We start from the raw sequence: 23350 nt of genomic DNA, 5'->3' as shown, positions 1-23350 counted from the left end.
GCGAACGTGAGATTCCGGCTTCTCGGGCCGCTGCGGATCGAGGCCGACGGGCCGCCGGTCCGGATCACCGCGCCCAAGCAACGCACCATCCTCGCGCTGCTGCTGGCCCGGGCGGGACACGTCGTGCCCACCCGGTCCCTGGTCACGGAGGTGTGGGACCGGCCGCCGCGCTCGGCGGTGGCGAACCTGCGCACCTACCTGATGCAACTGCGCAAGCAGATCCCCTCCGTGGCCGAGCGGCTGGCCACCTCGGGGGCCGGGTACCTGCTGCGGGTGGAGCCGCACGAGCTCGACCTCGTGCAGTTCGAGGCCCTGGCCGCGCACGGACGGCAGGCCCTCGCCCGGCGTGACCTGGCCGCCGCCGGGGCGGCCTTCGCCTCGGCGCTGGAGCTGTGGGACGGGACGGCGGCCGAGGACGTGCCGCTCGGTCCCACCCTGCGTGAGGTGGTCGCCCGGCTCACCACCGGCTACCTGGGCGTGGTGGAGCAGCACGCGGAGATCCAGCTCGCGCTGGGCGGGCACGCTGCGGTGGCCAAGCACCTGCGCGAGGTGCTGGGGCAGCATCCCCTGCACGAGCGGTTGTACGGGCAGCTCATGGTGGCGCTCTACCGGGGCGGGGACATGGCCGGGGCGCTGGAGGCGTTCGCGGCGGCCCGGCGGGTGCTGGCCGACGAGCTCGGCATCGACCCAGGGCCGGAGCTGGGGCGGTTGCAGCAGGCGATCCTGCGCCGCGACCCCAGCCTGCTCGCCACAGAACCACCCAGCCCGCCCGGCCCGCCCGGGAGATCCACCGAAGGCTCCGCCGTACCCGCCGGACACCCCGGGAAGGCCGCCGAGGCCGTGCACCCCGCCGGGACCGGTGAACCGGGTGGTCCCGGCGGGCGGCCCAGGCAACTGCCCAGGCCCCCGGCGGTGTTCGTGGGCCGCACGGCCGAGCTCGCCCTGCTCCGCGCCCTGGGCGACGACACCGGCGGGCCCCGGGTGCTGGCGCTGCACGGGCCGGGAGGGGTGGGCAAGTCGGCCCTCGCCCTGACCGCCGCGCACGCGGTCGCCGACCGGTTCCCCGACGGCCAGTTCTACGTCGACCTCCAGGGCGCCACCTCCGGCCTGACACCCTTACAGCCCGCGGAGGTGCTCGGGCGGTTCCTGCGCGCCCTGGACGTGCCGGCCGGCGAGGTCCCGGCCGGTCCGGCCGAGGCCGCCACCCGCTACCAGTCGCTGCTGGCCGACCGCCGCATCCTGGTCGTCCTCGACAACGCCGCCGACGCCGCCCAGGTGGCCCCGCTGCTGCCGGCCGGCCCCGGCTGCGCGGCGCTGGTCACCAGCCGGTCCGCGCTGACCACGATGGACGCCGTCCCGATCGCCGTCGGCCTGCTGGAGGAAGAGCAGGCCAGGGCGATGCTGGCCGCGCTGGCCGGACCCGAACGGGTGGCCGCGGAGCCGCGGGCGGCGGCCGAGATCGTCCGCTGGTGCGGCAACCACCCGCTGGCGCTGCGCATCGCCGGCGCGCGGCTGGCCGGGCGGCCCGACTGGTCGCTGGCCCGGTTCGGCGAGCGGCTCGGGAACCGGCAGCGGCGGCTCGACGAGCTCCAAGTGGCCGAGTTGCGGGTGCGCTCCTGCTTCGAGGTCAGCTATGGGCTGCTGTCGCGCACCGCCAAGACCCTGTTCCGCCTGCTCGGCGTCCTGGAGGTGCCAGAGGTCAGCGTCGAGCTGGCCGCCGCGCTCGCCGACGTCGGCCCGGGCCCGGCCGAGGCCGCGCTCGACGAGCTGGTCGAGGCGCGGCTGCTGGAGCCGGCCGCCGAGGGCCGCTTCCGCGGCCACGACCTGCTCCGGCTCTTCGCCGCCGAACTGGCCGAGGCCTACGACGCGCCGCAGGAGCGCGAGCAGGCGGTACGGCGCGCCCTCAACTGGTACCTCGGCCTGTGCCACCAGGCGCACGGTCTGCTGCAGCCGCACCTCGGCGCGGGAACGGCCGGCGACGGCTCCGGCGTGCTCCTGCGCGACCCCGCCGAGGCCGCGCGCTGGCTCGACACCGAGCTGCCCTGCCTGGTCGCCGCCGCCACGCAGGCCGCCAGGGGCGAGCCGGAACAGGCCCGCTTCGTCACCGAACTGATGCGCCACGTCAAGGCCATGGCGATGAAGGGCGGCTACTGGCGGGAGCTGGAGGCCGTCGCCCGGCTGGCCATCGAGGTCGCGCGGCGCGACGGCGACCGCGCGGGGGAGGCGGTCACGCTCACCTCGCTGGGCCTGCTGGAGTGGCGGAGCGGCCAGGTCGAGGCGGCACGGACCCTGCTGCGGCGGGCCCTGGAGCTGCGCCAGGAGCTCGGCGACCCCGGCGAGGAGGGCCTGGCGCTGCACAACCTCGGCTGGCTGAGTATGCAGACCGGCGACCTGGACGCCGCGCTCGCGCACATGCGCGCCGGGCTGGCCCTGCTGGCCGGGCACGAGCGGCTCGGGCTGGTCACGCACAACGTGGGCGAGGTGCTGCTGCGGCTGGGCCGGGCCGCCGAGGCGGCGGCCACCTTCGGCCGCTGCCTCGCCCTGCGGCGCGCCGACGGCGACGTGTACGGCGAGAGCATCACCCTGGCCGCGCTGGGCCGCGCCCACGCCCTGCTCGACCAGCGCGTCCAAGCCCTGGCGACGCTGGAGCGGGCGCTGGCCCGCTGCCTGGAGACCGGCAACAAGGAGGACCAGTGGGAGGTCCTGCTCAGCCGCTCGGAGATCCTGCTGCGCCAGGGCGACCCGGCCGGGGCCGAGGCCGCCCTGCTGCCGGCCGTGGAGCTGAGCGCCCGCATCGGCGACGCGTACGGCGAGGCCGCCTGCACCCGGCAGCTCGCCCGCGCCCGCACCGTCCTGGGCGACCCGCGCGCCACGGCCGACGCCTGCCGCGCCGAGACGCTCTTCGCCGATCCGCGTCTGCGCCGCGACCCGGTGCTGGAACGCCTGGTCACCTCGGGTTATAGCGCCGATGTACGGCCTGCTGTATGCCCCGCTACTAGCGTTTCGGCCTGACCGCATCGGGACGAAAGGTTGAACCCATGAACGTGTTCAGCAGGCTCGGCGACCGGATCCTCGAAAGGCTCGTGCCCAAGGCGTCCGCCCAGGCGGCCGAGTGGTACGTGCACTGCTACTGCCGGGAGCGCTCCGGCTTCCGCAAGCTGTGCGGCAACTACGGCGGCCAGACGCTGTGCGGTGCCTGCTACGCCTACAAGATTTGCTAACCAGGCCGCGACCGGCCTGGCGGTGCCCCCTCGCCGCCAGGCCCTGCCCGGGGGTGACGAAATGACCTATCTCGTGCTCGCCTGCCAGGTGTTGCTCGCCGCGGTCTTCCTGGTCGCGCTGGCGGGCAAGGTGCGCGGCCGTGCGGCCTACGCCGAGTTCGCCGCCTCGATCGGGGCGCTCGGGATCCTGCCGGGGCGCTGGTCCGGGCCGGCCGCCGCCGCTCTGGTCGTGGCGGAGGGGGTGGTGCTCGTCCTGCTGGTGGTGCCGCCTGCCGTACCGCTGGGGCTGCTGGGAGCGGTGGGCACGCTCGCGGTGCTGACCGGCGGCATCCTGGTCGCGCTGGGCCGGGGGGAGCGGGCGCCGTGCCGGTGCTTCGGGGCCTCGGCCACGCCGCTCGGCCGGCCGCACGTCATCCGCAACCTCTTCCTCATCGCCGTCGCCGGAACCGGGCTGGCCGCCTCGATCCCCGTGGACTCCGCCGCCGCGCACCCGGCCGGTGTCGCGCTCGCCGTCGCGGGCGCGGCCGTGGGCGCCGCGCTCGTGGTCCGGCTCGACGACCTGATCGCGCTGTTCGCCGGATGAACCCGACAGGTCCTGATCGCCGTGTTCTTCGCTTGAAATGAGGTTGGCCGATGCCCTTCCTGATCGCCGCAGTCGTCTTCGTCGGCGTGTTGTGCCTGCTGAACCTGGTGCTGACCCTGGGCGTGCTGCGCCGGCTGCGTGAGCACACCGCCGAACTGGAGCGCCTGGCCGGCCAGCGGATGTTCCTGCCGTACGACCCGGCCGTCCTGGTCGGGCGCTCGCTGCCGGAGGCGCTGACCGGGGCCCGGCTGGTGGGCTTCTTCGACGTGGACTGCAGCACGTGCCACGAGAAGGCACCGCGGTTCGCCGCCGCGGCCAAGGACGAGCCGGCCCTGGCGATCGTCACCGGGAGCGCCTCGAAGGTCGGCGACCTGCTGGAGGTCGTGGGCGGCACGGCCGACGTGATCACCGGCGAGGACGCCGGGCTGATCGCGCACGCCCTCGGCGTGGAGGCCTTCCCGACCTTCCTGCGGGCCACCGCGGACGGCACGATCGAGGCCGCAGACACCGAACTGGCCGCCCTCGGCAGCCCGGCCACGGCTCCGTGACCCCGGGCCTCCGCCGCACCGCCATCCTGGCGGCGTTGTGCTGGCGGGCCGGCCCACTCCTGACGGTGGCCCAGCTCGTGGTCACCGTCGCGGCCGGGCTGCTGCCGATGGCGACCGTCTGGGCGACCAAGCTGCTCATCGACGCCCTGACCGAGGGCCGGCCGGAGGCCGTGCTCGGGCCGGTGGCCGGGCTGCTCGCGCTCGGGCTGGCCACCGGGGTGCTGCCGCACCTGACCGGCTACCTGCGGGCCGAGTCCGACCGGCGGCTGGACCTGCTGCTGCAGGACCGCCTGTACACGACGGTCAACGGGTTCCAGGGCTTGTCGCGCTTCGAGAACCCGGCCTTCCTTGACGAGCTGCGGATGGCCGCCCAGGCCACCGGCGGCGCGCTGGGCCCGATCACCTCCGGGGTGTTCGACCTGGGCCGCAACCTCATCTCCCTGGCCGGGCTGCTCGGCGCGCTGGCGGTGCTGAGCCCGCTGATGGCGCTGCTGGTCGCGGTCGCGGCGGTGCCCACCCTGGTCGCCAGGATGTCGCTGGAGAAGCGGCGCGCCCAGATGATCGCCGGCCAGTCGGCCGCCGCCCGGCGGCAGATCTTCTACGCCTCGCTGATCACCGACGTCCAGGCGGCCAAGGAGGTGCGGCTGTTCGGGCTCGGCGACTTCCTGCGCGGGCGGGTGCTCGGCGAGCTGGCCGGCATGCAGGCCGGGGAGCGCCGGCTGGACCGCCGCGAGGCGCTCACCCAGTCGCTGCTCGCCGCCCTGTCGGCCGTGATCAGCGGCGCGGCCCTGCTCTGGGCGGTGTACTCGGCCCTGAACGGCCGGCTGACCCTCGGCGACGTGGCCGCCTTCGCCGGCGCGGTGGCCGGCACCCAGGCCGCGCTCATCGCGACGGTCGAGAACGCCGCCAACGCCCGGCACGCGCTGCTGCTGTTCGACCACCACGAGCGGGTGATGTCCCTGCCCGACGACCTGCCGCCGGCGGTCCGGCCGACCGCGCTGCCGGCGCTTCGCCGCGGCATCGAGCTGCGGGACGTGTGGTTCCGCTACGACGACAACCACCCGTGGGTACTGCGGGGCGTCGACCTGACCATCCCGCACGGCTCCTCCGTCGCCCTGGTCGGGCTGAACGGGGCGGGCAAGAGCACGCTGATCAAGCTGCTGTGCCGCTTCTACGACCCGACGCGGGGGAGCATCCGCTGGGACGGGGTGGACCTGCGCGACGTGCCGCCGGCCGAGCTGCGCGCCCGGCTGGGCGTGCTGTTCCAGGACTACATGAGCTACGACCTGACCGCGGCGGAGAACATCGCGATCGGCGAGCTCGCCGCCCTGTCCGACCACGCCCGCATCCGCCGGGCCGCCGGGCTGGCGAACGCGCACGAGCTGGTGGAGGCGCTGCCGCGCGGCTACGACACGATGCTGAGCCGGATCTTCTTCGGCCCCGAGGACGAGGACGACCCCCAGGCCGGGGTGGTGCTGTCCGGCGGCCAGTGGCAGCGGCTGGCGCTGGCCCGCGCGCTCGTGCGCGAGCAGCGTGACCTGCTCATCCTCGACGAGCCCAGCTCGGGGCTGGACGCCCAGGCCGAGTACGAGGTGCACCGGCGGCTGCGCGAGCACCGGGCGGGACGCACCAGCCTGCTCGTCTCGCACCGCCTCAGCGCCGTCCGCGACGCGGACCTCATCGTGGTGCTGAGCGAGGGGCGGATCGCCGAGCAGGGCTCGCACCAGGAGCTCATGGCCGCCGCCGGGCGGTACGCCGGGTTGTTCGACACCCAGGCCCGGGGGTATCGCGAGGAGGCCGGGACGCACTGAGCCGGGCGAAGGATCAAGAAATGACATGATCTGCGAGAGCGGTCCGTCCTGGCCTGGACGCTCGTCCCCCACTGCCCGTCACCGTGCCGGCCGGACGACTCCGGCACCGGCGGCATCTGGCGCGTGCGCTGAGCGCCGTCCACACTCGAATCATGACCGGGCGCGGACGGCCGACGGCGGGACTGGCGTTGCTCTGCGTGCTCCTGCTGCTGGGCGCGTGCGGCGTCGCGCGGCAGGACTCGCTCGTGGACAAGGACGAGGTGGTCGTGGCCATCCGCTCCGACGTGCCGCTGATCAGCTTCCGCGGCCAGGACGGCGGCTACGACGGCTTCAACATCGACGTCGCCGAATACCTGATGGCCCGGCTCGGCAAGCGCATCCGCTGGCTGGAGATCAAGGCCGGCGACCAGCTCACCGTGCTCACCGACGGCCGCGCCGACGCGGTCTTCGCGCACATGTCGGTCACCCCCGAGCGCAAGCAGGTCATCGACTTCGCCGGGCCGTACCACGTGGACCTGCAGGACATCGCGGTACGGCCGGCCGACCGTGAGGCCGTCCGCGACGTGTACGACCTGGCCGGCCGGCGGATCTGCCTGGTGAAGGGCACCAACATCGCGCAACGCATCATCGACGAGCGCCGCGTCAAGGCCGTCCCGGTCGAGGCGCCCGACTACGACGCCTGCCTGCGGATGATCGCCGAGGGCGGCATCGACGCCATCTCCACCAACAGCCAGATCCTCGCCGGCCTGCTCACCCGGCCCGGCGTGGACCTGCACCTGGTCGGCTCGACCTTCAACGAGCAGCGCACCTCGATCGGCGTGCGCAAGGGCGACGTGGACGGCTGCGAGGAGCTCAACCGCGCGATCACCGCGATGTACCAGGACGGTACGGCCCGCCGCCTGCTGGAGAAGTGGTTCGGCGCCGCCGGCCTCGACCTGTCGGTGATCGCCGTCCCGCAGTTCGAGGGCTGCTCGTGAACCGCCGCGCGGAGCGCCCGGCAACGGGGTAAGGAGAGGTGGACACCTGCTGTCCACCGAGCCCTGGAGCCGGCCCATGCCCGTCAAGCCCTTCGCCTCCGCCGCCGACCTGGAGGCCAAGCGGGAGACCCTGGAGATCGTCGCCGACGGCGTCTACGCGCTGACCGCCGAGGGCGATCCGAACGTCGGCGCGATCGAGGGCGAGGACTTCCTGGTCTGCTTCGAGGCCCGGGCCACTCCCGTGGCCGCCCGCGAGTGGCTCACGCTGCTGAGGGAGCACACGGACAAGCCGGTGCGCTACCTGGTGCTGTCGCACTACCACGCGGTGCGCGTGCTGGGCGCCTCCGCCTTCGACGCCGGGGTGATCGTCGCGCACGAGAACACCAAGGCGCTGATCGCCGAGCGCGGCCTCCAGGACTGGGCCTCGGAGCTGGGCCGCATGCCGCGGCTGTTCAAGGAACCGGACTCGGTGCCGGGTCTGACCTGGCCCACCCTCACCTTCTCCGACCGGCTGGTCATCGACCTGGGCGGCGAGCGGGGCGAGCTCGTGCTGCAGCACTGCGGGCGCGGCCACACCGAGGGGGACATCGTGGCGTGGCTGCCCCGGCAGCGGGTGCTGTTCGCCGGCGATCTCGTCGAGGCGCAGGCCGCGCTGTACACCGGCGACGCCTTCCACCGGGAGTGGGCCGCCACGACGCTCGACCGGGTGGCGGCGCTGGAGGCCGAGGCGCTGATCGGGGGCAGGGGCGCGGTGGCGCACGGGCGCGAGGCGGTGGCGGCGGCGATCGGCCAGACCCGGCACTTCCTGGAGGTGATGCTCGCGGAGGTCGGGGCGGTCCACGGCCGCGGCGGCATCCTCAAGGAGGCCTTCCAGGCCGCGCACGCCGCGCTCGAACCGCGTTACGGCCGCTGGCCGATCTTCGAGCACTGCCTGCCGTTCAACGTTTCACGCCTGTGGGACGAGCTGGCCGGGATCGAGCGCCCGGTGATCTGGACCGCCGAGAGGGACCGAGAGGTATGGAACGCACTTCAGTCGTGATCGTCGGCGCCGGACCGGTCGGCGTCGCGCTCGCGTTGCTGCTGGCCCGGCAGCGGGTGCCCAGCGTGGTGCTCGACGCCCAGCCGTACCGCGACCCGGTCGGCTCCAAGGCGATCTGCTTCCAGCGCGACGTGCTGGACATCCTCGACCGGATCGGCGTCGCCGAGCAACTGGTCGCCGAAGGGGTGACCTGGACGACCGGGCGCACCTACTACCGCGAGCACGAGCTGTTCGCCGTCACCTTCCCCGACCCGGGCAAGAGCGTCTTCCCGCCGTGGATCAACGTCTCGCAGGCGCGGATGGAGGAGCTGCTGCTGGCGAAGGCCGCCACCGAGCCGCTGGTCGACGTGCGCTTCGGGCACCCGGTCATCGGCCTGCGCGAGGACGCCTCGGGAGTGGAGGTGGAGGCCGGTCGGGCGAGCGTGCGAGGCGAGTTCGTGGTCGGTGCGGACGGGGCGCACAGCATGGTCAGGCGCCTGGCCGGGATCGGCTTTCCGGGCCGCTCCTTCGAGGATCGGTTCCTCATCCGCGACATCAAGGCCGACCTGCCCTTCCCCAGCGAGCGGCGCTTCTTCTTCGACCCGCCGTGGAACCCCGGCCGGCAGGTCCTGGTCCACCAATGCCCCGACTCGGTGTGGCGGATCGACTGGCAGGTGCCGCCCAGTTTCGACCTCGGCAGCGCGGACCTCGACGGCATGGTCCGGCAGATCACCGGGGACCGGCCGTACGAGGTCGTGTGGCAGACGCTCTACCGGTTCCATTCGCGCGTCGCCGATGCCTTTCGCAAGGGGAGGGTGTTCCTGGCCGGGGACGCCGCGCACGTGTTCGCGCCGTTCGGCGCCCGCGGGCTCAACTCCGGCCTGCAGGACGCCGAGAACCTGGCGTGGAAGCTCGCCCTCGGCGGCGAGGCGCTGCTGGACACCTATGCGGTGGAGCGGCGGGCCGCGGCGCTGGAGAATCTGCGGGTCACCGCGAACACGATGGAGTTCCTGGTGCCGCAGAGCCCGGAACAGTGGCAGTGGCGGCGCTCGGTGCTGGAGCAGGCGGTGACCGAGCCGGAGGCGCGCAAGCTGATCGACTCGGGCAAGCTGGCGGAGCCGTACTGGTACGTCGACTCCCCGCTGACCACCTTCGGCGGCCAGGTGCCGGGCGGGCCGGGAGTCGCGCGTCCGCCGGTGCCCGGCGTGCTGTGCCCCGACGCGCCGGTCGTGGTCGAGGGGAGCCGCACGAGACTGCGGCGCCTGTTCGGGACGGGTTTCGTGGTGCTGACCGCCCGTGCCGGGCACGTCCTGCCGGGGGTGACGGTGTACGGCCTGCCGGACATCGACGTCGAAGGCGTGGCGACCCGGGCCTTGCACGCGGGCGACGACAGCGTCCATCTCGTCCGCCCCGACGGGCACCTGGCCGCGGTGCTCGACACCTTCGACGAGGAAGCGGTACGGCGAGCACTGCGGCGGGCCTCCGGCGGCTGAAGACCGGCGGTGCCGATAGGGATGCATCCGATCGGGCGCCCGCCACGAAAGCAGGGCCAGATGCCGTCGCCGGGTCTGGATGGGGAGGCGCGATGGGAAGGCCGGGGGAGACCGCGTCCCGCGAACCGGGGCGGGGAGCGTCAGCCCGTCAGGGGGTCGGCGCCGTCCCAGGTGCCCTCGCTGCCGTAGGGGCGGAACCGGGCGAACAGCTCCTCGCTGTACCAGTTCCCGGCCCGCGTGCGTTCGATCACCTGCCGGTGCTCCCGGGCGGCGTAGGCGAAGCGGTTGGCGGCGTCCCGGTCGCGCCAGAGCGAGAAGGTCGCCTGGCGGGCCACCGGCCACTCACCGACGGCGACCGAGGCCAGCAGGCCCTCCTGGCCGCCCAGCGAGGCGTCGACGGGGGGCACCGAGCGGTAGAACGCCACCAGCCGCGCCGGCCGGATGGCGGCCCTGGTCAGGACGGCCAGCGGTCCGGCTTCAAGAACACCCACTTGGCCCGGGAAGGGGTCGATACCGCCCCATCGGCCCCGCGAGGCGAGCGGCGCCAGGCGCACGTGCCAGCTCTCCACCGCTTCGGCCCGCCAGCGGGCCGCGATGGGCGAGCCGGCCAGGAACGCGTCGAGATCCGCCTCCCGCCGCCACACCGCCAGCAGCGCCCAGCGCCGCAGGTCGGCCCCGAGGGTCATGGCCCGCCCCCGGCCGGTGCCGAGCAGCCGCCAGAACGTCAGCCCGGTCGTGCGCCGCAGGACCGGCCGGTCGAAAGCCATGTAGCGCATCGCGCCCGCGGTGCCGTACCTGATGAGGTGGAACGAAGCGATGCTCACCGAAATCCTGCCGGTCGTCGTGTCGGTCATCGTCGGCTACCTTCTCGGCTCGGTGCCGGTCGCGGTGCTGGTCGCGCGGCGGCACGGGTTCGACCCGCGCGGCGTCGGCGATCGCAATCCCGGGTTCTGGAACGTGAAGGAGCGGCTGGGGTGGAAGGCCGCCGCGCCGGTGTTCGCCGGTGACCTGCTCAAGGGCACGGCGGCCGGCCTGGCCGCGCTGGCCGTGTCCTCGGCGGCGGACGGCCCGCGCCTGGTCTGCCTGTACGCGGCGGTGGCGGCGGCCATGATCGGACACGCCTGGCCGGTGTTCGCGCGCTTCCGCGGCGGGCGGTCGATTCTGACGTTCGCCGGGGGGATGGCCGTGATCAGCCCGCCGGCCTTCGCGCTGGCCCTGGTCGCGCTGGTGGCGGTGGCGCTGGTGACCAGGTCGTTCGCCATCGGGGCCCGGGTGGGGGTGTTCGGGCTGCCGGTGCTGCAACTGCTGTTCGACCCCGCTCTGCAGGTGGCGGCCACGGGTGCGCTCATGTGCCTGATCGGGTTGCGGTTCGGGCAGGCTGCGCTGGCCTCGCGGGCGTGAGATACGTGCGGCCCCGCCAGGTCCGCGTGGGACGGAACGTCGCCTGCGTCAGCCGTACTGCGGAGGCCACGTCCAGCAGGGGCGACAGGGCCAGGCCCAGTCCCGGCCGGTCGTAGCTGCGGCGGAAGGCCGCGGTCAGCAGCCAGCGCTGGAGCAGCAGGCCCAGATCCAGCGGCGTCGGCCGGCCCAGCAGCAGCCGGAGCGAGGGCAGCCCCATCGTCAGCCAGACGACGGCCAGGTCGGCCGCCTGCCACCCGCGAGAGGTCACGTCGGCGAGCGGCAGCGATCGTCCCCACTCCCGCCAGACCTCGGCCACCGAGTCGTGCATGTCGACTTCCAGCAGGTCGGCGGCGTCGAGGAAGCCCACCCGCCAGCCGCGCCCGGCCAGGTGGCGGGCGAGGGCCACGTCGTCGGTCATGGCGCTCCTGACGGCGGCGAAACCGTCGGCGGCCAGCATCCGGTCGCGGCGGAAGGCGGTGCACTGGCCGTTGGCGAGGGTGCGGTGCGGCGGTGGCACGGTGCGCGTGCTCGACGGGCCGAAGCGGTAGACCAGGGTGGCCAGCATCGAGGCGTGCAGGGCCTGCTCGGCGCCGCTGCCGCAGTCGAAGCGGGGAGCCGCGGTCACCAGGTCGTGGCCGGACAGTGCGGCGGCCATCGCCCCCACCAGGCCGGGCACGGGCCGGGTGTCGGCGTCGAGCGTCACGACGATGGGGTGGGTGGCCGCCGCGACGCCCTGGCGCAGGGCCCACTGCTTGCCCACCCAGCCCGGTGGCAGCGGGTCCGCGGCGATCACGCGGGCGCCGAGTGCGGCGGCGAGCTCGGCGGTGGCGTCGCGGGAGGCGTCGTCGACCACGATCACCTCGCCGGCGGCCGGGTCGGTCAGCACCGCCCGCAGGCAGGGGGCGAGCCTGGCCTCCTCGTCCCGCGCCGGGATGACCACGGAGACGCGAGGGCTGTCATCCGCCGGTGCTGGTCGCAGCGGCGGCGGGCGGTGGCGACCACGGGCGAGGCGGGCCGCGACCACCGCGGCGGCGGCCGCCTGAGCGAGCGTAAGCACCTTCATGACCGCACCTTCCGCTCGGCCGGGAAGTCCTGGCCGACCAGTCCGGCCACGATGTGCGCGCCCAAGGTCACCAACGGCAGCCCGCCCCCGGGATGGGCCGAGCCGCCGACCAGGTACAGGCCGCGGCGTGGTCCCCGGTTGCCGGGCCGGCGCAGCGAGGCCAGCCGGCCGTGGGTGGCCGAGCCGTAGATCGCGCCGCCCCACGAGCCGTACCGCTCGCGAAGGTCGGCCGGCGTGAACAGGTCCACGAACCGCAACCGTCCCGCCAGATCATGGCCGCGCGCGGCCAGCCGCTCCAGCACCAGGTCCCGGTAGGACTCGGGGCTCATCGGCCAGCGGGCGGGATCGCGCGCGGGGACGTTGACCAGCATCACCCAGTTCTCCGCCCCCGGCGGCGCCTGCGACGGATCGTCGACCGCGGAGCAGCCGACGTAGACGGTCGGATCGAGGGGCGGCCGGCCGCGGTCGAAGAGGTCGCCGAACTCGGCCGCGTAGTCGGCGGAGAAGATCACGGAGTGGTGCGGCAGCCCGGGCGTGCGGCCTTCCACCCCGGCGAGCAGGAGCAACGCCGAGGAGGAGCGGCCCAGCCGGGCCTCGGCGCGCAGCCGCCGCCGGTGGGGCAGCAGGCGCCCGTACAGCTCGGCGCTGTCGGTGTTGGCCACCACGACCTCGGCCGACGCCTGCTCGCCCGACTCCAGCCGGACCCCGGTGACGCGCTCGCCGTCGGCGAGCACCCGCTCGACGCCCACGCCGGTGCTGACCTCGACGCCGGCCTCGGCCAGGAGCAGCGCCAGCTCGTCGGCCAGCCGCGCCAGCCCGCCCGGCACGTACCAGCCGCCCTGGCCGTGCTCCAGGGCCGGGATGCAGCCGAGCGCGGCCGGGGCCAGGTACGGCGAGGACCCGGCATAGGTGGCGTAACGCCCCACGTACTGGCGCAGCCGTGGATCGGTGAAGAAGTGCCGGGCCAGCCCGTCCAGGGTCCGGCCGGGGGACACGGCGAGCAGGTCGGACAGGCGGGCCTCCTCCGGCCGCCGCAGCGGCGGGCCCGCGAAGACCGTCCGCTCGGCGGCCCGCAGGCAGCCCTCGGCCCAGCGGTGGAACGCGCGCCAGGCCGTGCCCTGGCCGGGGGAGAAGGACTCCACCGCGCGGGCCATCCGCTCGGGGTCACGGCTCGCCGTGAGCCGCGTGCCGTCGGCGAACCGGTAGCGGCACAGCTCGGCGGGCTCGATGAACTCCTGGCGCAGTCCCAGTTGCCGGAACAGGTGCGGCATGGTCAGCAGGGACGGCCCGAGCGAGAAGGTGAACCCGTCGCGCCGGTGCTCGGCCAGCTTGCCGCCGAGCCGTTCATGCCGCTCGACCAGGCGCACCTCGTGCCCCTGCCGGGCCAGCAGCAGCGCCGCCGCCATGCCGCCCATGCCGCCGCCGATCACGATCACTTCTGCCACGCGGGGCTCCTGTTCGGGTCGCGCATCCGGATCCAGGCGGCCGTGGCCAGGCCGCCCATGGCCAGGCCGCCGGTCACGGCGACCAGGGGGTCGGTGGGCCGGAAGACCGCCGCGAAGGCGACGGTCTCCATCACCGCCATGGCCGTGTACAGCGTCACCAGCGCCCGCCCGGGCGCCGGCAGCAGGCGCTCGAACAGCAGCATGAGCAGCGCGGAGACGAGCAGCCAGCCGGCGAAGTTGGTCAAGGGCACGTCCCGGTAGGGGCCGGGATGTTCCCAGACCCACAGGCCCATGCGCAGCATCTGGGGGTCCAGGAACAGGTCCCAGGCCGTCAGGGCCACCGCCCCGGCCGCGATCCGCCGCCAGCCTGGGGCCGCGATCGCGGCGGCCACCGCGTGCGCGGCCAGGCCCATGCCGCCCCAGGCGAGCGCCACCGCCACCGGCACCCCGGCGACCTGCGGCTGCAGGAGGCCGGTGTAGTGGTAGGCGCCGAACGGGAAGCCGGTGGTGACCCCGATCAGCTCGGCCGCGTATCCGACGGCGACGGCTCCGGCGAGCGCGGCCACCGCCCGGCGCGGGCCCGCCGTCGCGGCGGCGAAGCAGGTGGCGCACGCCGCCAGCGCCACCACGATCGCGGTGGTGTAGGCGTCCGGCCGCTCGCTGAGGCCGGAGACCACCTGCAGGGCGACCATCACCGCGAGGAACACCGCGCCCAGCTTGGTCATGAGGCCGCCGTCCCGGCCACGACGCAGGCCCGGGCGATCGTGGCCGCCGAGGAGGAACCGTGGGCGACGATCACCGGTCCGCGCAGGCCGAGCAGCGCCGCGCCGCCGTGCGTCTCGGGGTCGTAGCGGCGGGCGACCTCGCGCAGCGCTCCCGGCGCGGCGATCCCGGCCTGGGCCACCATCGCCAGGGTGGTGCGCACGCAGCCCTCGATGTTCTTCAGCACGACGTTGCCGGTGAAGCCGTCGGCGACCAGCACCTCGACCTGCCCGGAGAGCACGTCGGAGCCTTCGACGGGCCCGGCGAAGCGGATCGGCGCCTGCTCCAGCAGTTGCTCGGCCTGCCGGGTGAGCCGGTTGCCCTTGCCCCGCTCCGCCCCGATCGACAGCAGTCCGACCAGCGGGTCGGCGACCGCGAGCACCGAGCGGGCGTAGCCGGAGCCGAGTTCGGCGAACTGGGCCAGCATGGCGGCGGTGGGATCGGCGGTGGCGCCCGCGTCGACCAGTACGGTCGCCCCGCCGTCGAGGGTGGGCAGCGCCACGGCCAGCGCCGGGCGCAGGACGCCGTCGGCCCGGCCGATGCGCCGCACCGCGCAGGCCACGATGGCGCCGGTCGAGCCGGCCGACACCAGGGCCGCGCCGCCCTGCCGTACCAGATCGCAGCCGACAGCGAGGCTGGAGTGGGAATTCAGCGCGGCCCCAGGGCCCCGCTCGGTCATCGGGACCGCCTCCGGCGCGTGCACGATCTCCAGCTCGCCGCCCTGCCGGTCCAGTTCCTTGCGCAGCTCCGGCTCGCGTCCGGCCAGGATCACGGCCACGCCGTGCTCGCGGTGCGCCAGGAGGGCTCCGGCGACGGTCTCGGCCGGGCCGAGGTCGCCGCCCATGGCGTCGAGGACGACCCGCCTGCTCACAGCACCTCCACGCGGACGCGGCGCTCGGCCCGGCCCGCGGTGGCCGAGGCGGCCAGGTGCCGGGTGAAGACGGCGAGCCTGCGGCGGACCGGCACGCGGGCCCGGCCGGCCAGCACCTCGTGGCCGGACTGCTCGATCACGGTCAGGATGTCGCCGTACAGCTCGAACGCCGCCCTGATGCACGGCCTCGACGAGGGCACCAGCAGCTCGATCCCCGCCCGCGCGGCGGCGTAGTGCTCACGGGCGCGGGCCGTCTCGAAGGCGACCAGGTTCCGTACGGCGGAGCCGGACCGCGGCCGGCGCAGCTCGTCCTCCTCGACACCGAAGGCGGCCAGGTCCTCCTGCGGCAGGTAGATCCGGCCACGCGCCAGGTCCTCGGCGATGTCGCGGATGAAGTTGGTGAGCTGGAAGGCCAGCCCGAGCTGCCGCGCGGGCTCGCGGGCCGCCGTCTCGGCGCCGGGTTCGGCCTCCAGCACGGGCAGCATCATGGTGCCGATCACGGCGGCCGAGCCCTCCATGTAGCCGAGCAGGTCGTCGTAGGTGCGGTAGCGCGTCACCGACAGATCGGCCGTCATCGCCGCCAGGAAGGCGGTGACGTCGCCGCGGTCGATGCCGAAGGAGCGCACGGTGTGCGCGAAGGCGGGCAGCACCGGGTCGGTCACCGGCCGGCCGGCCAGCGCTTCGGCGGTGTCGTCCGCCAGGGCGCACAGCGCCTGCGCCCGGTCGCCGGTGGCGGTGAAGGAGTCGACGATCTCGTCGGCGTAGCGGGCGAAGCCGTACAGCGCGTGCACGTGCCGGCGTTTCCAGGCCGGCAGCAGCCGCGTGGCCAGGTAGTAGGAGCGCCCGTAGGCGGCGTGCAACCGGCGGCAGCGTTCGTAGCTCGCGGTCAGGGTCATGGCGTCTCTCTCAGGATGCGGCGGGCGGCCAGGCGGCCGGAGACGAGCACCGGCGGCACGCCCACGCCGGGGGCGGTGTGCATGCCCGCGAAGTGCAGGCCGGGCACGCGGGAGGCGGCCGAGGGACGGAACCAGGCGGTCTGGGCGAAACGGTGGTCGAGGGCGAAAGGGGTGCCCGCGGTGTGGCCGAGCCGGTGCCAGGCGGGCGGGTCGAACACCAGCCGGGGCACGTCCGACAGGTCGCCGTAGCCGAGCGCCTCCAGCCGGCCCAGCAGCCGCTCCTCCAGCCGGGGCCGCAGCTTCCGCCAGTCGGCGTCGATCAGGTTGGGGGCGGGTTCGAGCACGCTCAGCTTCGGCCGGTCGTCGTCCGGGCAGGTGAGCAGGATGCTGGGGTCGGGCTGCGGTCGCCCTCGCTCCAGCGCGGTGAAGGTGCTCGCCCAGGCGTGGCCGAAGTGCAGCGTGTGATGGGCCTGGCCGGGCGGGCGGCGGTCGAGCGCGAGGTGCAGCACCAGGCAGGAGGGGGAGAAGCGGGGCCGGCGCATCCGCCAGTCGGCGCTCTGGCCGGGCAGGATCGAGCGGGCGGCGAACCGGTCGCCGGCCATGACGACGTGCGAGGCGGGCAGGTGCCGCCCGGTGTCCAGGCGCACGCCGGAGACGCCGGAGACGCCGGTCGTCACCTGTACGGCACGCGTGCCGTACAGGATGGGGACCTGCAGCTTCTCCAGCAGCGCCGCCAGCGCGGCGGGTACGGCCCGCATGCCGCCGGAGCGGGGGAAGTAGACCCCGCCGACGGTGTCCATGTGCGCGATGACGGCGTAGATGCCCAAGGCCCGCTGCGGCGACAGCCCGGCGTACAGCGCCTGGAAGGTGTGCGCCCTGATGAGCCGCTCGTCGGTCAGGTGGGCGGCGGCCAGTCGGTCCAGGCGGCGGAACCCGCCCATCGCGGCCAGCCTGAGCAGGGTCGCCGGCCGGGCCATCGCGCGCAGCCGGGTCATGTCGGCGTCGATGAAGACCGGCCACTCGGCCCGGAACATGCGCTCCAGCAGGTCCCGGTAGCGCAGGTAGCGCCGCGCCTCGGCGGGCCCGCACAGGGCGCGCACCTGCCCGGCCATCGCCTCGCGCTCCGGCACCACGTCCAGGCGCGAGCCGTCGGCGAAGGCCAGCCGGTAGGACGGGTCCAGCCGGCGCAGGGGCAGCCAGCTCTCCATGTCCTCGCCGGCCGCGCCGAAGACCTCGGCCAGCAGGCCCGGCATGGTGAGCACCGACGGCCCGACGTCGAACCGGTGGGAGCCGAGCGTGGCCACCGCGCAGCAGCCGCCCGGCTCGTCGCGCGCCTCGACCACGACCACCTCGCGGCCCGCCGCGGCCAGGTGCACCGCCGCCGAGAGCCCGGCCAGTCCCGCTCCGATGACGACGACCGGCTTCACCGCTCCCTCCTCGCCGCCCGCACGGCCAGGTCGGCCAGCGCCTCGACGGCGTCGGGCGGCAGGCCCGGCGGCCGTTCCAGCGCACGGAGCCCGTGCTCGACCAGCGTGTCGATGCGCGCTTCCACCTCCTCCAGCGCGCCGCAGGACCGGATGAACGCCCGCGCCCGGCCCAGGTCGTTCCCGGCGGTCTCCAGCAGCAGTTCGCCGTCGGCGTCCGCGCGTTCCCTGGCCAGTTCCAGCAGCATGCTGTTGCGGTGGAGCCGCAGGTCCCCGCCGGTGGGCTTGCCGGTCACGGCCGGGTCGCCGAAGACGTCGAGGATGTCGTCGCGCAACTGGAAGGCCTCCCCGACCGGCAGCGCGTAGCCCGACAGCAGGCGCCGGGTGCGCTCGTCGCCCGCGGCCAGCGCGTGCCCCAGGTGGAGCGGGCGTTCGACGGTGTACTTGGCCGACTTGTACCTGGACACGGTGCGCGGGGAGGCGGTGCCGGTCAGGTCGAGGTACTGCCCGCCGACCGCCTCCACCCGCAGCAGGGTGAGCACCTCCAGCGCCGGCCCCAGCCGCGGCCCGACCTCGAGCAGGGCGGCGTCGGCCCAGGTCAGCGCCAGCATGCCGAGCAACGTCGCCGCGGACTCGCCGAAGCGGGCGCCGCCGTGCCGGGCGAGCGTCAGATGCGCCGCCGGTCGGCCCCGGCGCAGTTCCGCCTGGTCCATGACGTCGTCGAGCAGGAGCGCCGCGGTGTGCACCAGTTCCACGGCGCAGCCGGCGGCCACCACGGTCTCCAGGTCCTCGTCCCGGCCGCCGGCGGCACGGTGACCCCAGTACACGAACATCGGGCGCAGCCGTTTGCCGCTGTCGCCCAGAAACGGCGCGAGCGCCTCCCGCAGGACCGCCACGTGCTCGTCGCCGACGAATCTGAGCTCGTCGAGCCGCTGTGCGGCGAACGTGTCCAGCTTGGCGTCGACCAGGGTGCGCACGTGATCGGCGGGCGCGGTCGCAACGGTCATGCGCTGACTCCTCAGGGCTGTGGCGGTGGGGATGCCGGGGGGCGCCCTGCGGCGAACACATCCGCACTGCCGATGCTCAGCTTGCTCAACGAGTCTTCGCGGCCATCCCGGCCGCGGTTGCGCATGACACCGATGAATTGTTCAGAACTTACTCATCCCCAGGTCAGGGCAGGGCCGTCCGGAGAGGGACTCACCGCGCGGTGCGAACCGGGCGCCAGTCACCTCCCGGACGGCCGATGCCTCGGGACGCTCCTAGGGGTTGGGGACGGTGTCGACGAAGGCGGTCGACGAGGCGCGGTAGGCGGCGACGCGGCTCAGCACCTCGGCGGGCGCGACGACCTCGTTCTGCGCGTGGTAGACCCAGTCGACCTGCTGCCGGTAGGTGCGCGGTGTGGTCGAGCCCTGCAGGTCGATGAACCACTGGTTGAACATGATCCACATGGGCGTCTCGGGGTAGTAGATGCCGCCGTGCTCACCGAACAGGCGGCCGTCGAGGTAGTAGCGGATCGTGCCGCCCGACACCTGGATCACCAGGTCGTGCCAGCCGGCGAAGCTGACCCGCTCGGCGGTGTGGGTGTTGACGGCCTGCCACGGGTCGGCCTGGTAGGTCTCCCAGCTCGTGGCGTACATGATGGCCGAGGGCTCGCCCCAGCCGCCGTTGGGCAGGTACTCGAAGTCCAGCTCGCCGTAGTTCGGGTCCATGTTCTGCTGCAGCGGGGTGATCGTGAAGAAGGTCTGCACGATGTGCTCGCCGTCGGGGCCGCTCACCGGGGCGTCGCTGAAGTTCACCCGGGCGGCGTAGGTGCCCTCGAAGAACTTGCGGTTGCTGGTCGACAGCTCCGTCTGCACCGTGCCAGAACCGGTGCCGTTGGTCGACGACTCCAGTTGGAGCAGGCCGTTCGGGAAGGTGACGCCCGCGGGCGACCAGGTCGCGCCGGGCACGCCGGGACCGCCCGAGCTGGAGCGGACCGTCCAGCCGCGCTGGGCCAGGCGGGGGTCGCCGGAACCCGTGTAGCTGAAGTCGTCGAACAGCTTGCCGCCGCCGGGGTTGCCGGTCGGCGTGACCGTCGGGCTGGGTGACGGGGAGCCGCCGGTCGGCGGGACGCCCCAGACCAGGGAGCCGCCCTGGAAGACGGCGGCCTTGGTCCAGTCGGTGTAGGCGGTCTGGACGCCGAAGGAGTGGTCGTCGCTCTGCGTGAAGGTCTGCCAGTCGGCGCGGTAGAAGCGCAGTTGCAGGTCACCGGTGTTCGCGCCGGGGGCCAGCGAGCCGGAGGTGAAGCCCACCTCCAGGTACTGCCGGCCGCCCGTCAGCGGGACGAAGGTCCCGGTCACCGTGGAGCAGCCGACGACCGCCCAGGAGCAGGCGAAGCGGTAGCTCTCGCTGCCCGTCAGGTAGTAGCGGATCTTGACCTGGCTGAGCTGCACCGGGCTCGACCCGTCGTTGACGAGCTTGAACCACGGCTCGGCCTGTGCGGTGGTGGCCCCGGTCGAGCTGTTCTTGTACTGCAGGCGCAGCCCTGGCGCGGCGGCCGCGCTGGCCTGCGCGACGCCGAACAGCGCCAGGGGCAGGGCTAAGGCGAGAATGATCTTCATGGGGTGGCGGAACAAGGTGGTTCTCCTTCTCGATGGACCCCCGAGGCAGTGCGGAACACAGCGGGTGACCCTGTGCGGTTATTCGGCCACGACGCCCTCCTCTGAGTGAAAATTATGCTCAGTCTCTGGGTGTTGCAAGAGGTCGGGTGATAATTATTGATCTGAGGCGCGCTGTGGGTGGCAGTGGAAAAAAATTATCGGCCAGCGGTACCTCGCTAGGGTGGTGCCATGACCGAGGCGCCCACGTCCGTCCGCCGCCTGGTCGGCATCTACCACGCCGACGGCGGGCTGTGGGGAGAGCTCGCCTACGTCGCGGGCAAGCTCAGAGGGACCGCGCACTGCGCCCTGTGCGACATCACCTACGGCCGCCTGCGCGCCAAGACCGAGTGGGCCGACTACGTCGCCTGCCTGGGCGTGCCCTTCGACGTCGTGCACCTCAACGAGCGGCCGGCCGAGATCGCGGCCTTCAGCGAAGGCCGCACCCCGTGCGTCCTCGCCGAAACCGACGACGGCCTGCGCATGCTGCTGGGGCCGGCGGACCTGGACGCCGCGGGCGGCGACGTCGACCGGTTCGCCGTCGCCCTCAGCCGGGCCGCGTCCTCCGCCGGGCTGGCCTGGTGACCTGAGGCCCGCTGCTTGGGAGGCGGAACCGTCAGGGGTAGTCGCCCGGCAGGCCCAGCCCGCGGTGGATCGTCCGGTGCAGGTGCAGCCGGAAGCGCTGGGCGCTGCGCGGGTCGGCGAAGCCGGAGCGGTTGCCGTGCTCGCGCGGCACCCCGCCCTGTCCGAAGCCGTGCACCATCCACATCAGCGTGTGCCAGGTGTACTCCAGATCGGCGTCCGCGCAGATGAACCCCCGTTCCTGCGCCGGGCCGAGGATGCCGAGCGCGGCGCTGTAGAGCGGTTCGGCGTAGCGGCGCTCCAGCTCGGTGAGGTCGGTCGCGTCCGACAGCCACCGGTGCAGCCACAACGCCAGCACCTCGGGATGCTCGGCGGCGAAGTCGAGGTAGCCGTCGATCAGGTGGTGGATCCCGCGCACACAGCCTTCCTGGGTGTCGCAGGACACCTGCTCCAGGCACGCGGCGAACGCCGCCTGCTCGGCCTGGAAGCCGCGCTCCATGACGGCGAGGTAGAGCTCCTGCTTGCCGCCGAACTCGCGGCGCAGGTCCTCGGCCGTCCGGCCGCTGGCATCGGCGACCTGCTCCAGCGAGGTCGCGTCGTATCCCATCGCCGCGAACAGCCGGGTCGCGGCCTCGATGACCTGTGGGTCCATGGTGCCGACCCTACGCAAGGGTGATCAAGCGGCCGGTAAGGACGCCGTCAAGGGTGGGACGGGGTTCGTGGGAGCACGCTCCCAGCCCGGCGGCTCGCCGTACTCCCCGAGAGCTACGCGCGGAGGGGCCGCGATGAGGAGGTGACGGGCCGAGCCCGCTGAGAGCCTGATCTCCGAAGGCCGATCAGGGGAGGCAGGCGCATGGGAGCGGTTCAGAAGCGGCCGCGGAGGCTGCGGAGACTCGCCGGACGGGCCGCGCTCGTGCTGCTCCTCCTGGCCGCGGGCGGGTTCGCCGCCGAGACGATCGCCAGGACGGGCGACGCCACCGGGCACGCGCCGCCCGGCCGGCTGGTGGACGTGGGCGGGCACCGGCTGCACCTGCACTGCGTCGGCACGGGCGGCCCGACCGTGGTGTTCGAGGCCGGTTGGGGCGAGTCGGCGGCGAACTGGGCCGATATCCAGGCCAGTGTCGCGGCCGGGATCGGCGGCCGGTCGATGCGGGCCTGCGCCTACGACCGCGCCGGCTACGCCTGGAGCGAGCCAGGACCCGGCCCGAGGGACGCCGCCCGCGCCGCGGATGAGCTGCGGGTCCTGCTGGAGCGCAGCGGCGAACGCGGCCCGTTCGTGTTCGCCGCGCACTCCTACGGCGGGCACGTCGTCCGGCTGTTCGCGCACCGGCACCCCGAGCGCGTGGCCGGGCTGGTGCTGGTGGACGTCTCCGACGCCTCGGGCCACGCCGACGGGCCCGGCCGGGTGGCCGTGCCGCTGATGGTGGCGCAGACGACGGTGTACCAGTTCGCCGCCCGCGTCGGGCTGGTACGGCTGGCCGGCGCGGCGATGACGCCCGATGGCTCACCGGATCTGGCCAGGCGGCACGCCGCCGTCGTCTACGGCTCCGGGTCGATGAGCGCCGCCCGGGACGAGGCGCTGGCGTTCCCCACGAGCACCGAGCAGGTCCGCGCCGCCGAACGGCCCGGCGCCTGGAGCCGGCTGCCCGTCACGGTGATCAGTCCCGCCGGCGGGGATCCGCTCGGCACGCACCGCGACCTGGCCGGGCGCTCCGCCCAGGGCAGGCACGTGCTGGCCGGGACCGGCGACCACTACGTCCACCTGCGGGAGCCGCACCTGGTGGCGGAGGCGATCGCCGCCGTGGCCTGAGGTCAGGCGGCGTACCCGGCCGCGTCGTGGGTGAACGCGCCGCCGACGACCGTGGCCGTCACGGTGATGTCGCGGATGGCCGCCGGATGCACCGCGAACAGGTCGTCGGACAGCACCGCGAAGTCGGCCAGCTTGCCTCGCTCCAGGCTGCCCTTGACGCCCTCCTCGAAGCTCGCGTACGCCGACCCCAGCGTGTAGGCGCGCAGCGCCTGCTCGACGGTGAGCGCCTCGTCCGGGTTGAACGGCTCGCCGGCGGCGGTCCGCTGGTTGACCAGGTCGTGCAGCCCGAGCAGCGGCGCGCCCTCCACGACCGGGCAGTCGGAGCTGCCCGGCAGCACGATCCCGGCGTCCAGGAACGAGCGCTGCCGGTAGCAACCACGAGCGCGCGAGGGGCCGAGCGCGGCGAGCATGCCGTCGCCGATCTCGGAGATGAACCGCCCCTGCGGCACCGGGATGACCCCGAGCGCGGCGATCCGGGCGACCTGCTCGTCGCTGGTGACCGCGCAGTGCTCGATGCGGTGCCGCGCCTCCGGCCGGGGCCGGCGGGCCTGGGCCTCGGCGTAGGCGTCGAGGACCACGTCGACCGCGTGGTCGCCGATGGTGTGCGTGGCGCCTGGGTGCTCGCACCACGCAGCCGAAGCGGAGCGGAGATCCGATGATCAACAGGAAGCGGCCGACCGAGTCCGAGCGTGGCAACAGCGTGCGGCAAAGCTGCTAAGACCGTGTCCTATGTGGTGAGTGGGACGTTGGTGAGGCGTGGGAAGGAGTGAATGGGGGTGGATCGTGCCGGAGGGATTGTGGGAGTTGGT

General features: G+C 74.1%; 22 protein-coding genes. 11 read left to right on the top strand and 11 right to left on the bottom strand.

Going from position 1 to position 23350, the window contains the following annotated elements:
* Nucleotides 1-6 precede the first annotated feature (6 nt).
* The 8 genes from AB0I67_RS38025 to AB0I67_RS37990 all read left to right on the top strand — a co-directional run bounded on the left by AB0I67_RS38025 (nt 7) and on the right by AB0I67_RS37990 (nt 9651).
* Nucleotides 7-3012, top strand: coding sequence for a BTAD domain-containing putative transcriptional regulator (locus AB0I67_RS38025; RefSeq protein ID WP_357934351.1), 3006 nt, complete (start codon nt 7-9; stop codon nt 3010-3012).
* Nucleotides 3013-3038: 26 nt separating this feature from the next.
* Nucleotides 3039-3221: a hypothetical protein gene (locus AB0I67_RS38020; protein ID WP_357934348.1), complete on the top strand. Its 183-nt coding sequence runs from the start codon at nt 3039-3041 to the stop codon at nt 3219-3221.
* A gap of 61 nt (nt 3222-3282) precedes the next feature.
* Nucleotides 3283-3804 (top strand): MauE/DoxX family redox-associated membrane protein, encoded by a 522-nt coding sequence (locus AB0I67_RS38015; RefSeq protein ID WP_357934345.1) that lies wholly within the window; start codon nt 3283-3285, stop codon nt 3802-3804.
* 50 nt (nt 3805-3854) lie between these two features.
* A complete protein-coding gene (locus tag AB0I67_RS38010; protein ID WP_357934342.1) occupies nt 3855-4352 on the top strand; it encodes a hypothetical protein in 498 nt (165 codons plus the stop codon).
* A complete protein-coding gene (locus AB0I67_RS38005) occupies nt 4349-6163 on the top strand; it encodes an ABC transporter ATP-binding protein (RefSeq protein ID WP_357934339.1) in 1815 nt (604 codons plus the stop codon). The genes AB0I67_RS38010 and AB0I67_RS38005 overlap by 4 nt, the downstream gene beginning before the upstream one ends.
* Before the next feature lie 152 nt (nt 6164-6315).
* Complete coding sequence (locus tag AB0I67_RS38000) at nt 6316-7140, top strand: transporter substrate-binding domain-containing protein (protein WP_357934336.1); 825 nt, start codon at nt 6316-6318, stop codon at nt 7138-7140.
* Nucleotides 7141-7216: 76 nt separating this feature from the next.
* Nucleotides 7217-8179: an MBL fold metallo-hydrolase gene (locus tag AB0I67_RS37995; RefSeq protein ID WP_357934333.1), complete on the top strand. Its 963-nt coding sequence runs from the start codon at nt 7217-7219 to the stop codon at nt 8177-8179.
* On the top strand, nt 8158-9651 hold the full coding sequence (locus AB0I67_RS37990; protein WP_357934330.1) for an FAD-dependent monooxygenase: 1494 nt from the start codon (nt 8158-8160) through the stop codon (nt 9649-9651). The genes AB0I67_RS37995 and AB0I67_RS37990 overlap by 22 nt, the downstream gene beginning before the upstream one ends.
* A 140-nt stretch (nt 9652-9791) precedes the next feature.
* Here the strand turns inward: AB0I67_RS37990 and AB0I67_RS37985 are convergent, their stop codons facing one another.
* Nucleotides 9792-10475 carry a spheroidene monooxygenase gene (locus AB0I67_RS37985; RefSeq protein WP_357934328.1) on the bottom strand — a complete coding sequence of 228 codons (684 nt, stop codon included), beginning with the start codon at nt 10473-10475 and terminating at the stop codon, nt 9792-9794.
* Here AB0I67_RS37985 and AB0I67_RS37980 point away from each other — a divergent pair.
* A complete protein-coding gene (locus tag AB0I67_RS37980; protein ID WP_357934326.1) occupies nt 10468-11052 on the top strand; it encodes a glycerol-3-phosphate acyltransferase in 585 nt (194 codons plus the stop codon). The genes AB0I67_RS37985 and AB0I67_RS37980 overlap by 8 nt on opposite strands.
* Here the strand turns inward: AB0I67_RS37980 and AB0I67_RS37975 are convergent.
* From AB0I67_RS37975 to AB0I67_RS37940, 8 genes are all read right to left on the bottom strand, one after another.
* Nucleotides 10997-12115: a glycosyltransferase family 2 protein gene (locus tag AB0I67_RS37975; RefSeq protein ID WP_357934323.1), complete on the bottom strand. Its 1119-nt coding sequence runs from the start codon at nt 12113-12115 to the stop codon at nt 10997-10999. The genes AB0I67_RS37980 and AB0I67_RS37975 overlap by 56 nt on opposite strands.
* A complete protein-coding gene (crtI, locus tag AB0I67_RS37970) occupies nt 12112-13560 on the bottom strand; it encodes a phytoene desaturase family protein (protein WP_357934320.1) in 1449 nt (482 codons plus the stop codon). The genes AB0I67_RS37975 and crtI (AB0I67_RS37970) overlap by 4 nt, the downstream gene beginning before the upstream one ends.
* Nucleotides 13548-14285: a carotenoid biosynthesis protein gene (locus tag AB0I67_RS37965; RefSeq protein WP_357934317.1), complete on the bottom strand. Its 738-nt coding sequence runs from the start codon at nt 14283-14285 to the stop codon at nt 13548-13550. Before AB0I67_RS37965 ends, crtI (AB0I67_RS37970) begins: the two co-directional genes overlap by 13 nt.
* Nucleotides 14282-15193 carry a phosphate acyltransferase PlsX gene (plsX, locus tag AB0I67_RS37960; protein WP_357934314.1) on the bottom strand — a complete coding sequence of 304 codons (912 nt, stop codon included), beginning with the start codon at nt 15191-15193 and terminating at the stop codon, nt 14282-14284. The genes AB0I67_RS37965 and plsX overlap by 4 nt, the downstream gene beginning before the upstream one ends.
* Nucleotides 15190-16089, bottom strand: coding sequence for a phytoene/squalene synthase family protein (locus AB0I67_RS37955; RefSeq protein WP_357934311.1), 900 nt, complete (start codon nt 16087-16089; stop codon nt 15190-15192). Before AB0I67_RS37955 ends, plsX begins: the two co-directional genes overlap by 4 nt.
* Nucleotides 16086-17516 (bottom strand): phytoene desaturase family protein, encoded by a 1431-nt coding sequence (gene crtI, locus AB0I67_RS37950; RefSeq protein ID WP_357934308.1) that lies wholly within the window; start codon nt 17514-17516, stop codon nt 16086-16088. Before crtI (AB0I67_RS37950) ends, AB0I67_RS37955 begins: the two co-directional genes overlap by 4 nt.
* Nucleotides 17513-18520 (bottom strand): polyprenyl synthetase family protein, encoded by a 1008-nt coding sequence (locus AB0I67_RS37945; protein ID WP_357934305.1) that lies wholly within the window; start codon nt 18518-18520, stop codon nt 17513-17515. The genes crtI (AB0I67_RS37950) and AB0I67_RS37945 overlap by 4 nt, the downstream gene beginning before the upstream one ends.
* A 252-nt stretch (nt 18521-18772) precedes the next feature.
* The gene (locus AB0I67_RS37940) at nt 18773-20128 is read right to left on the bottom strand and encodes a cellulose binding domain-containing protein (protein WP_357934302.1); all 1356 of its coding nucleotides are present in this window, start codon (nt 20126-20128) and stop codon (nt 18773-18775) included.
* A 213-nt stretch (nt 20129-20341) separates the two neighbouring features.
* Here AB0I67_RS37940 and AB0I67_RS37935 point away from each other — a divergent pair, with 213 nt between their 5' ends.
* Nucleotides 20342-20734, top strand: a complete 393-nt coding sequence (locus AB0I67_RS37935; protein WP_357934300.1) for a hypothetical protein — start codon at nt 20342-20344, stop codon at nt 20732-20734.
* 31 nt (nt 20735-20765) lie between these two features.
* Here the strand turns inward: AB0I67_RS37935 and AB0I67_RS37930 are convergent, their stop codons facing one another.
* Nucleotides 20766-21383, bottom strand: a complete 618-nt coding sequence (locus AB0I67_RS37930; RefSeq protein WP_357934297.1) for a TetR/AcrR family transcriptional regulator — start codon at nt 21381-21383, stop codon at nt 20766-20768.
* A gap of 201 nt (nt 21384-21584) precedes the next feature.
* Between AB0I67_RS37930 and AB0I67_RS37925 the strand changes: the two genes are divergently transcribed.
* Entirely contained in the window at nt 21585-22541 is a 957-nt protein-coding gene (locus AB0I67_RS37925) for an alpha/beta hydrolase (protein WP_357934294.1), read from the top strand.
* A gap of 2 nt (nt 22542-22543) precedes the next feature.
* On the opposite strand, the gene AB0I67_RS37920 is transcribed toward AB0I67_RS37925, so the two are convergent.
* Complete coding sequence (locus AB0I67_RS37920; RefSeq protein WP_357934507.1) at nt 22544-23140, bottom strand: amidohydrolase family protein; 597 nt, start codon at nt 23138-23140, stop codon at nt 22544-22546.
* Between the last annotated feature and the right edge of the window lie 210 nt (nt 23141-23350).

Source organism: Nonomuraea sp. NPDC050310 (assembly GCF_040655795.1).
Taxonomy (GTDB): Bacteria; Actinomycetota; Actinomycetes; order Streptosporangiales; family Streptosporangiaceae; genus Nonomuraea.
This window is presented reverse-complemented; position numbering and strand designations above follow the sequence as displayed.

What these genes read in the sequence shown, in the direction of transcription:
- AB0I67_RS38020 (WP_357934348.1), top strand. Translation starts at nt 3,039, where the DNA reads ATGAACGTGTTCAGCAGGCTCGGCGACCGGATCCTCGAAAGGCTCGTG.
- AB0I67_RS38015 (WP_357934345.1), top strand. Translation starts at nt 3,283, where the DNA reads ATGACCTATCTCGTGCTCGCCTGCCAGGTGTTGCTCGCCGCGGTCTTC.
- AB0I67_RS38010 (WP_357934342.1), top strand. Translation starts at nt 3,855, where the DNA reads ATGCCCTTCCTGATCGCCGCAGTCGTCTTCGTCGGCGTGTTGTGCCTG.
- AB0I67_RS38000 (WP_357934336.1), top strand. Translation starts at nt 6,316, where the DNA reads ATGACCGGGCGCGGACGGCCGACGGCGGGACTGGCGTTGCTCTGCGTG.
- AB0I67_RS37995 (WP_357934333.1), top strand. Translation starts at nt 7,217, where the DNA reads ATGCCCGTCAAGCCCTTCGCCTCCGCCGCCGACCTGGAGGCCAAGCGG.
- AB0I67_RS37990 (WP_357934330.1), top strand. Translation starts at nt 8,158, where the DNA reads ATGGAACGCACTTCAGTCGTGATCGTCGGCGCCGGACCGGTCGGCGTC.
- AB0I67_RS37980 (WP_357934326.1), top strand. Translation starts at nt 10,468, where the DNA reads ATGCTCACCGAAATCCTGCCGGTCGTCGTGTCGGTCATCGTCGGCTAC.
- AB0I67_RS37975 (WP_357934323.1), bottom strand. Translation starts at nt 12,115, where the DNA reads ATGAAGGTGCTTACGCTCGCTCAGGCGGCCGCCGCCGCGGTGGTCGCG.
- AB0I67_RS37965 (WP_357934317.1), bottom strand. Translation starts at nt 14,285, where the DNA reads ATGACCAAGCTGGGCGCGGTGTTCCTCGCGGTGATGGTCGCCCTGCAG.
- AB0I67_RS37955 (WP_357934311.1), bottom strand. Translation starts at nt 16,089, where the DNA reads ATGACCCTGACCGCGAGCTACGAACGCTGCCGCCGGTTGCACGCCGCC.
- AB0I67_RS37945 (WP_357934305.1), bottom strand. Translation starts at nt 18,520, where the DNA reads ATGACCGTTGCGACCGCGCCCGCCGATCACGTGCGCACCCTGGTCGAC.
- AB0I67_RS37935 (WP_357934300.1), top strand. Translation starts at nt 20,342, where the DNA reads ATGACCGAGGCGCCCACGTCCGTCCGCCGCCTGGTCGGCATCTACCAC.
- AB0I67_RS37930 (WP_357934297.1), bottom strand. Translation starts at nt 21,383, where the DNA reads ATGGACCCACAGGTCATCGAGGCCGCGACCCGGCTGTTCGCGGCGATG.
- AB0I67_RS37925 (WP_357934294.1), top strand. Translation starts at nt 21,585, where the DNA reads ATGGGAGCGGTTCAGAAGCGGCCGCGGAGGCTGCGGAGACTCGCCGGA.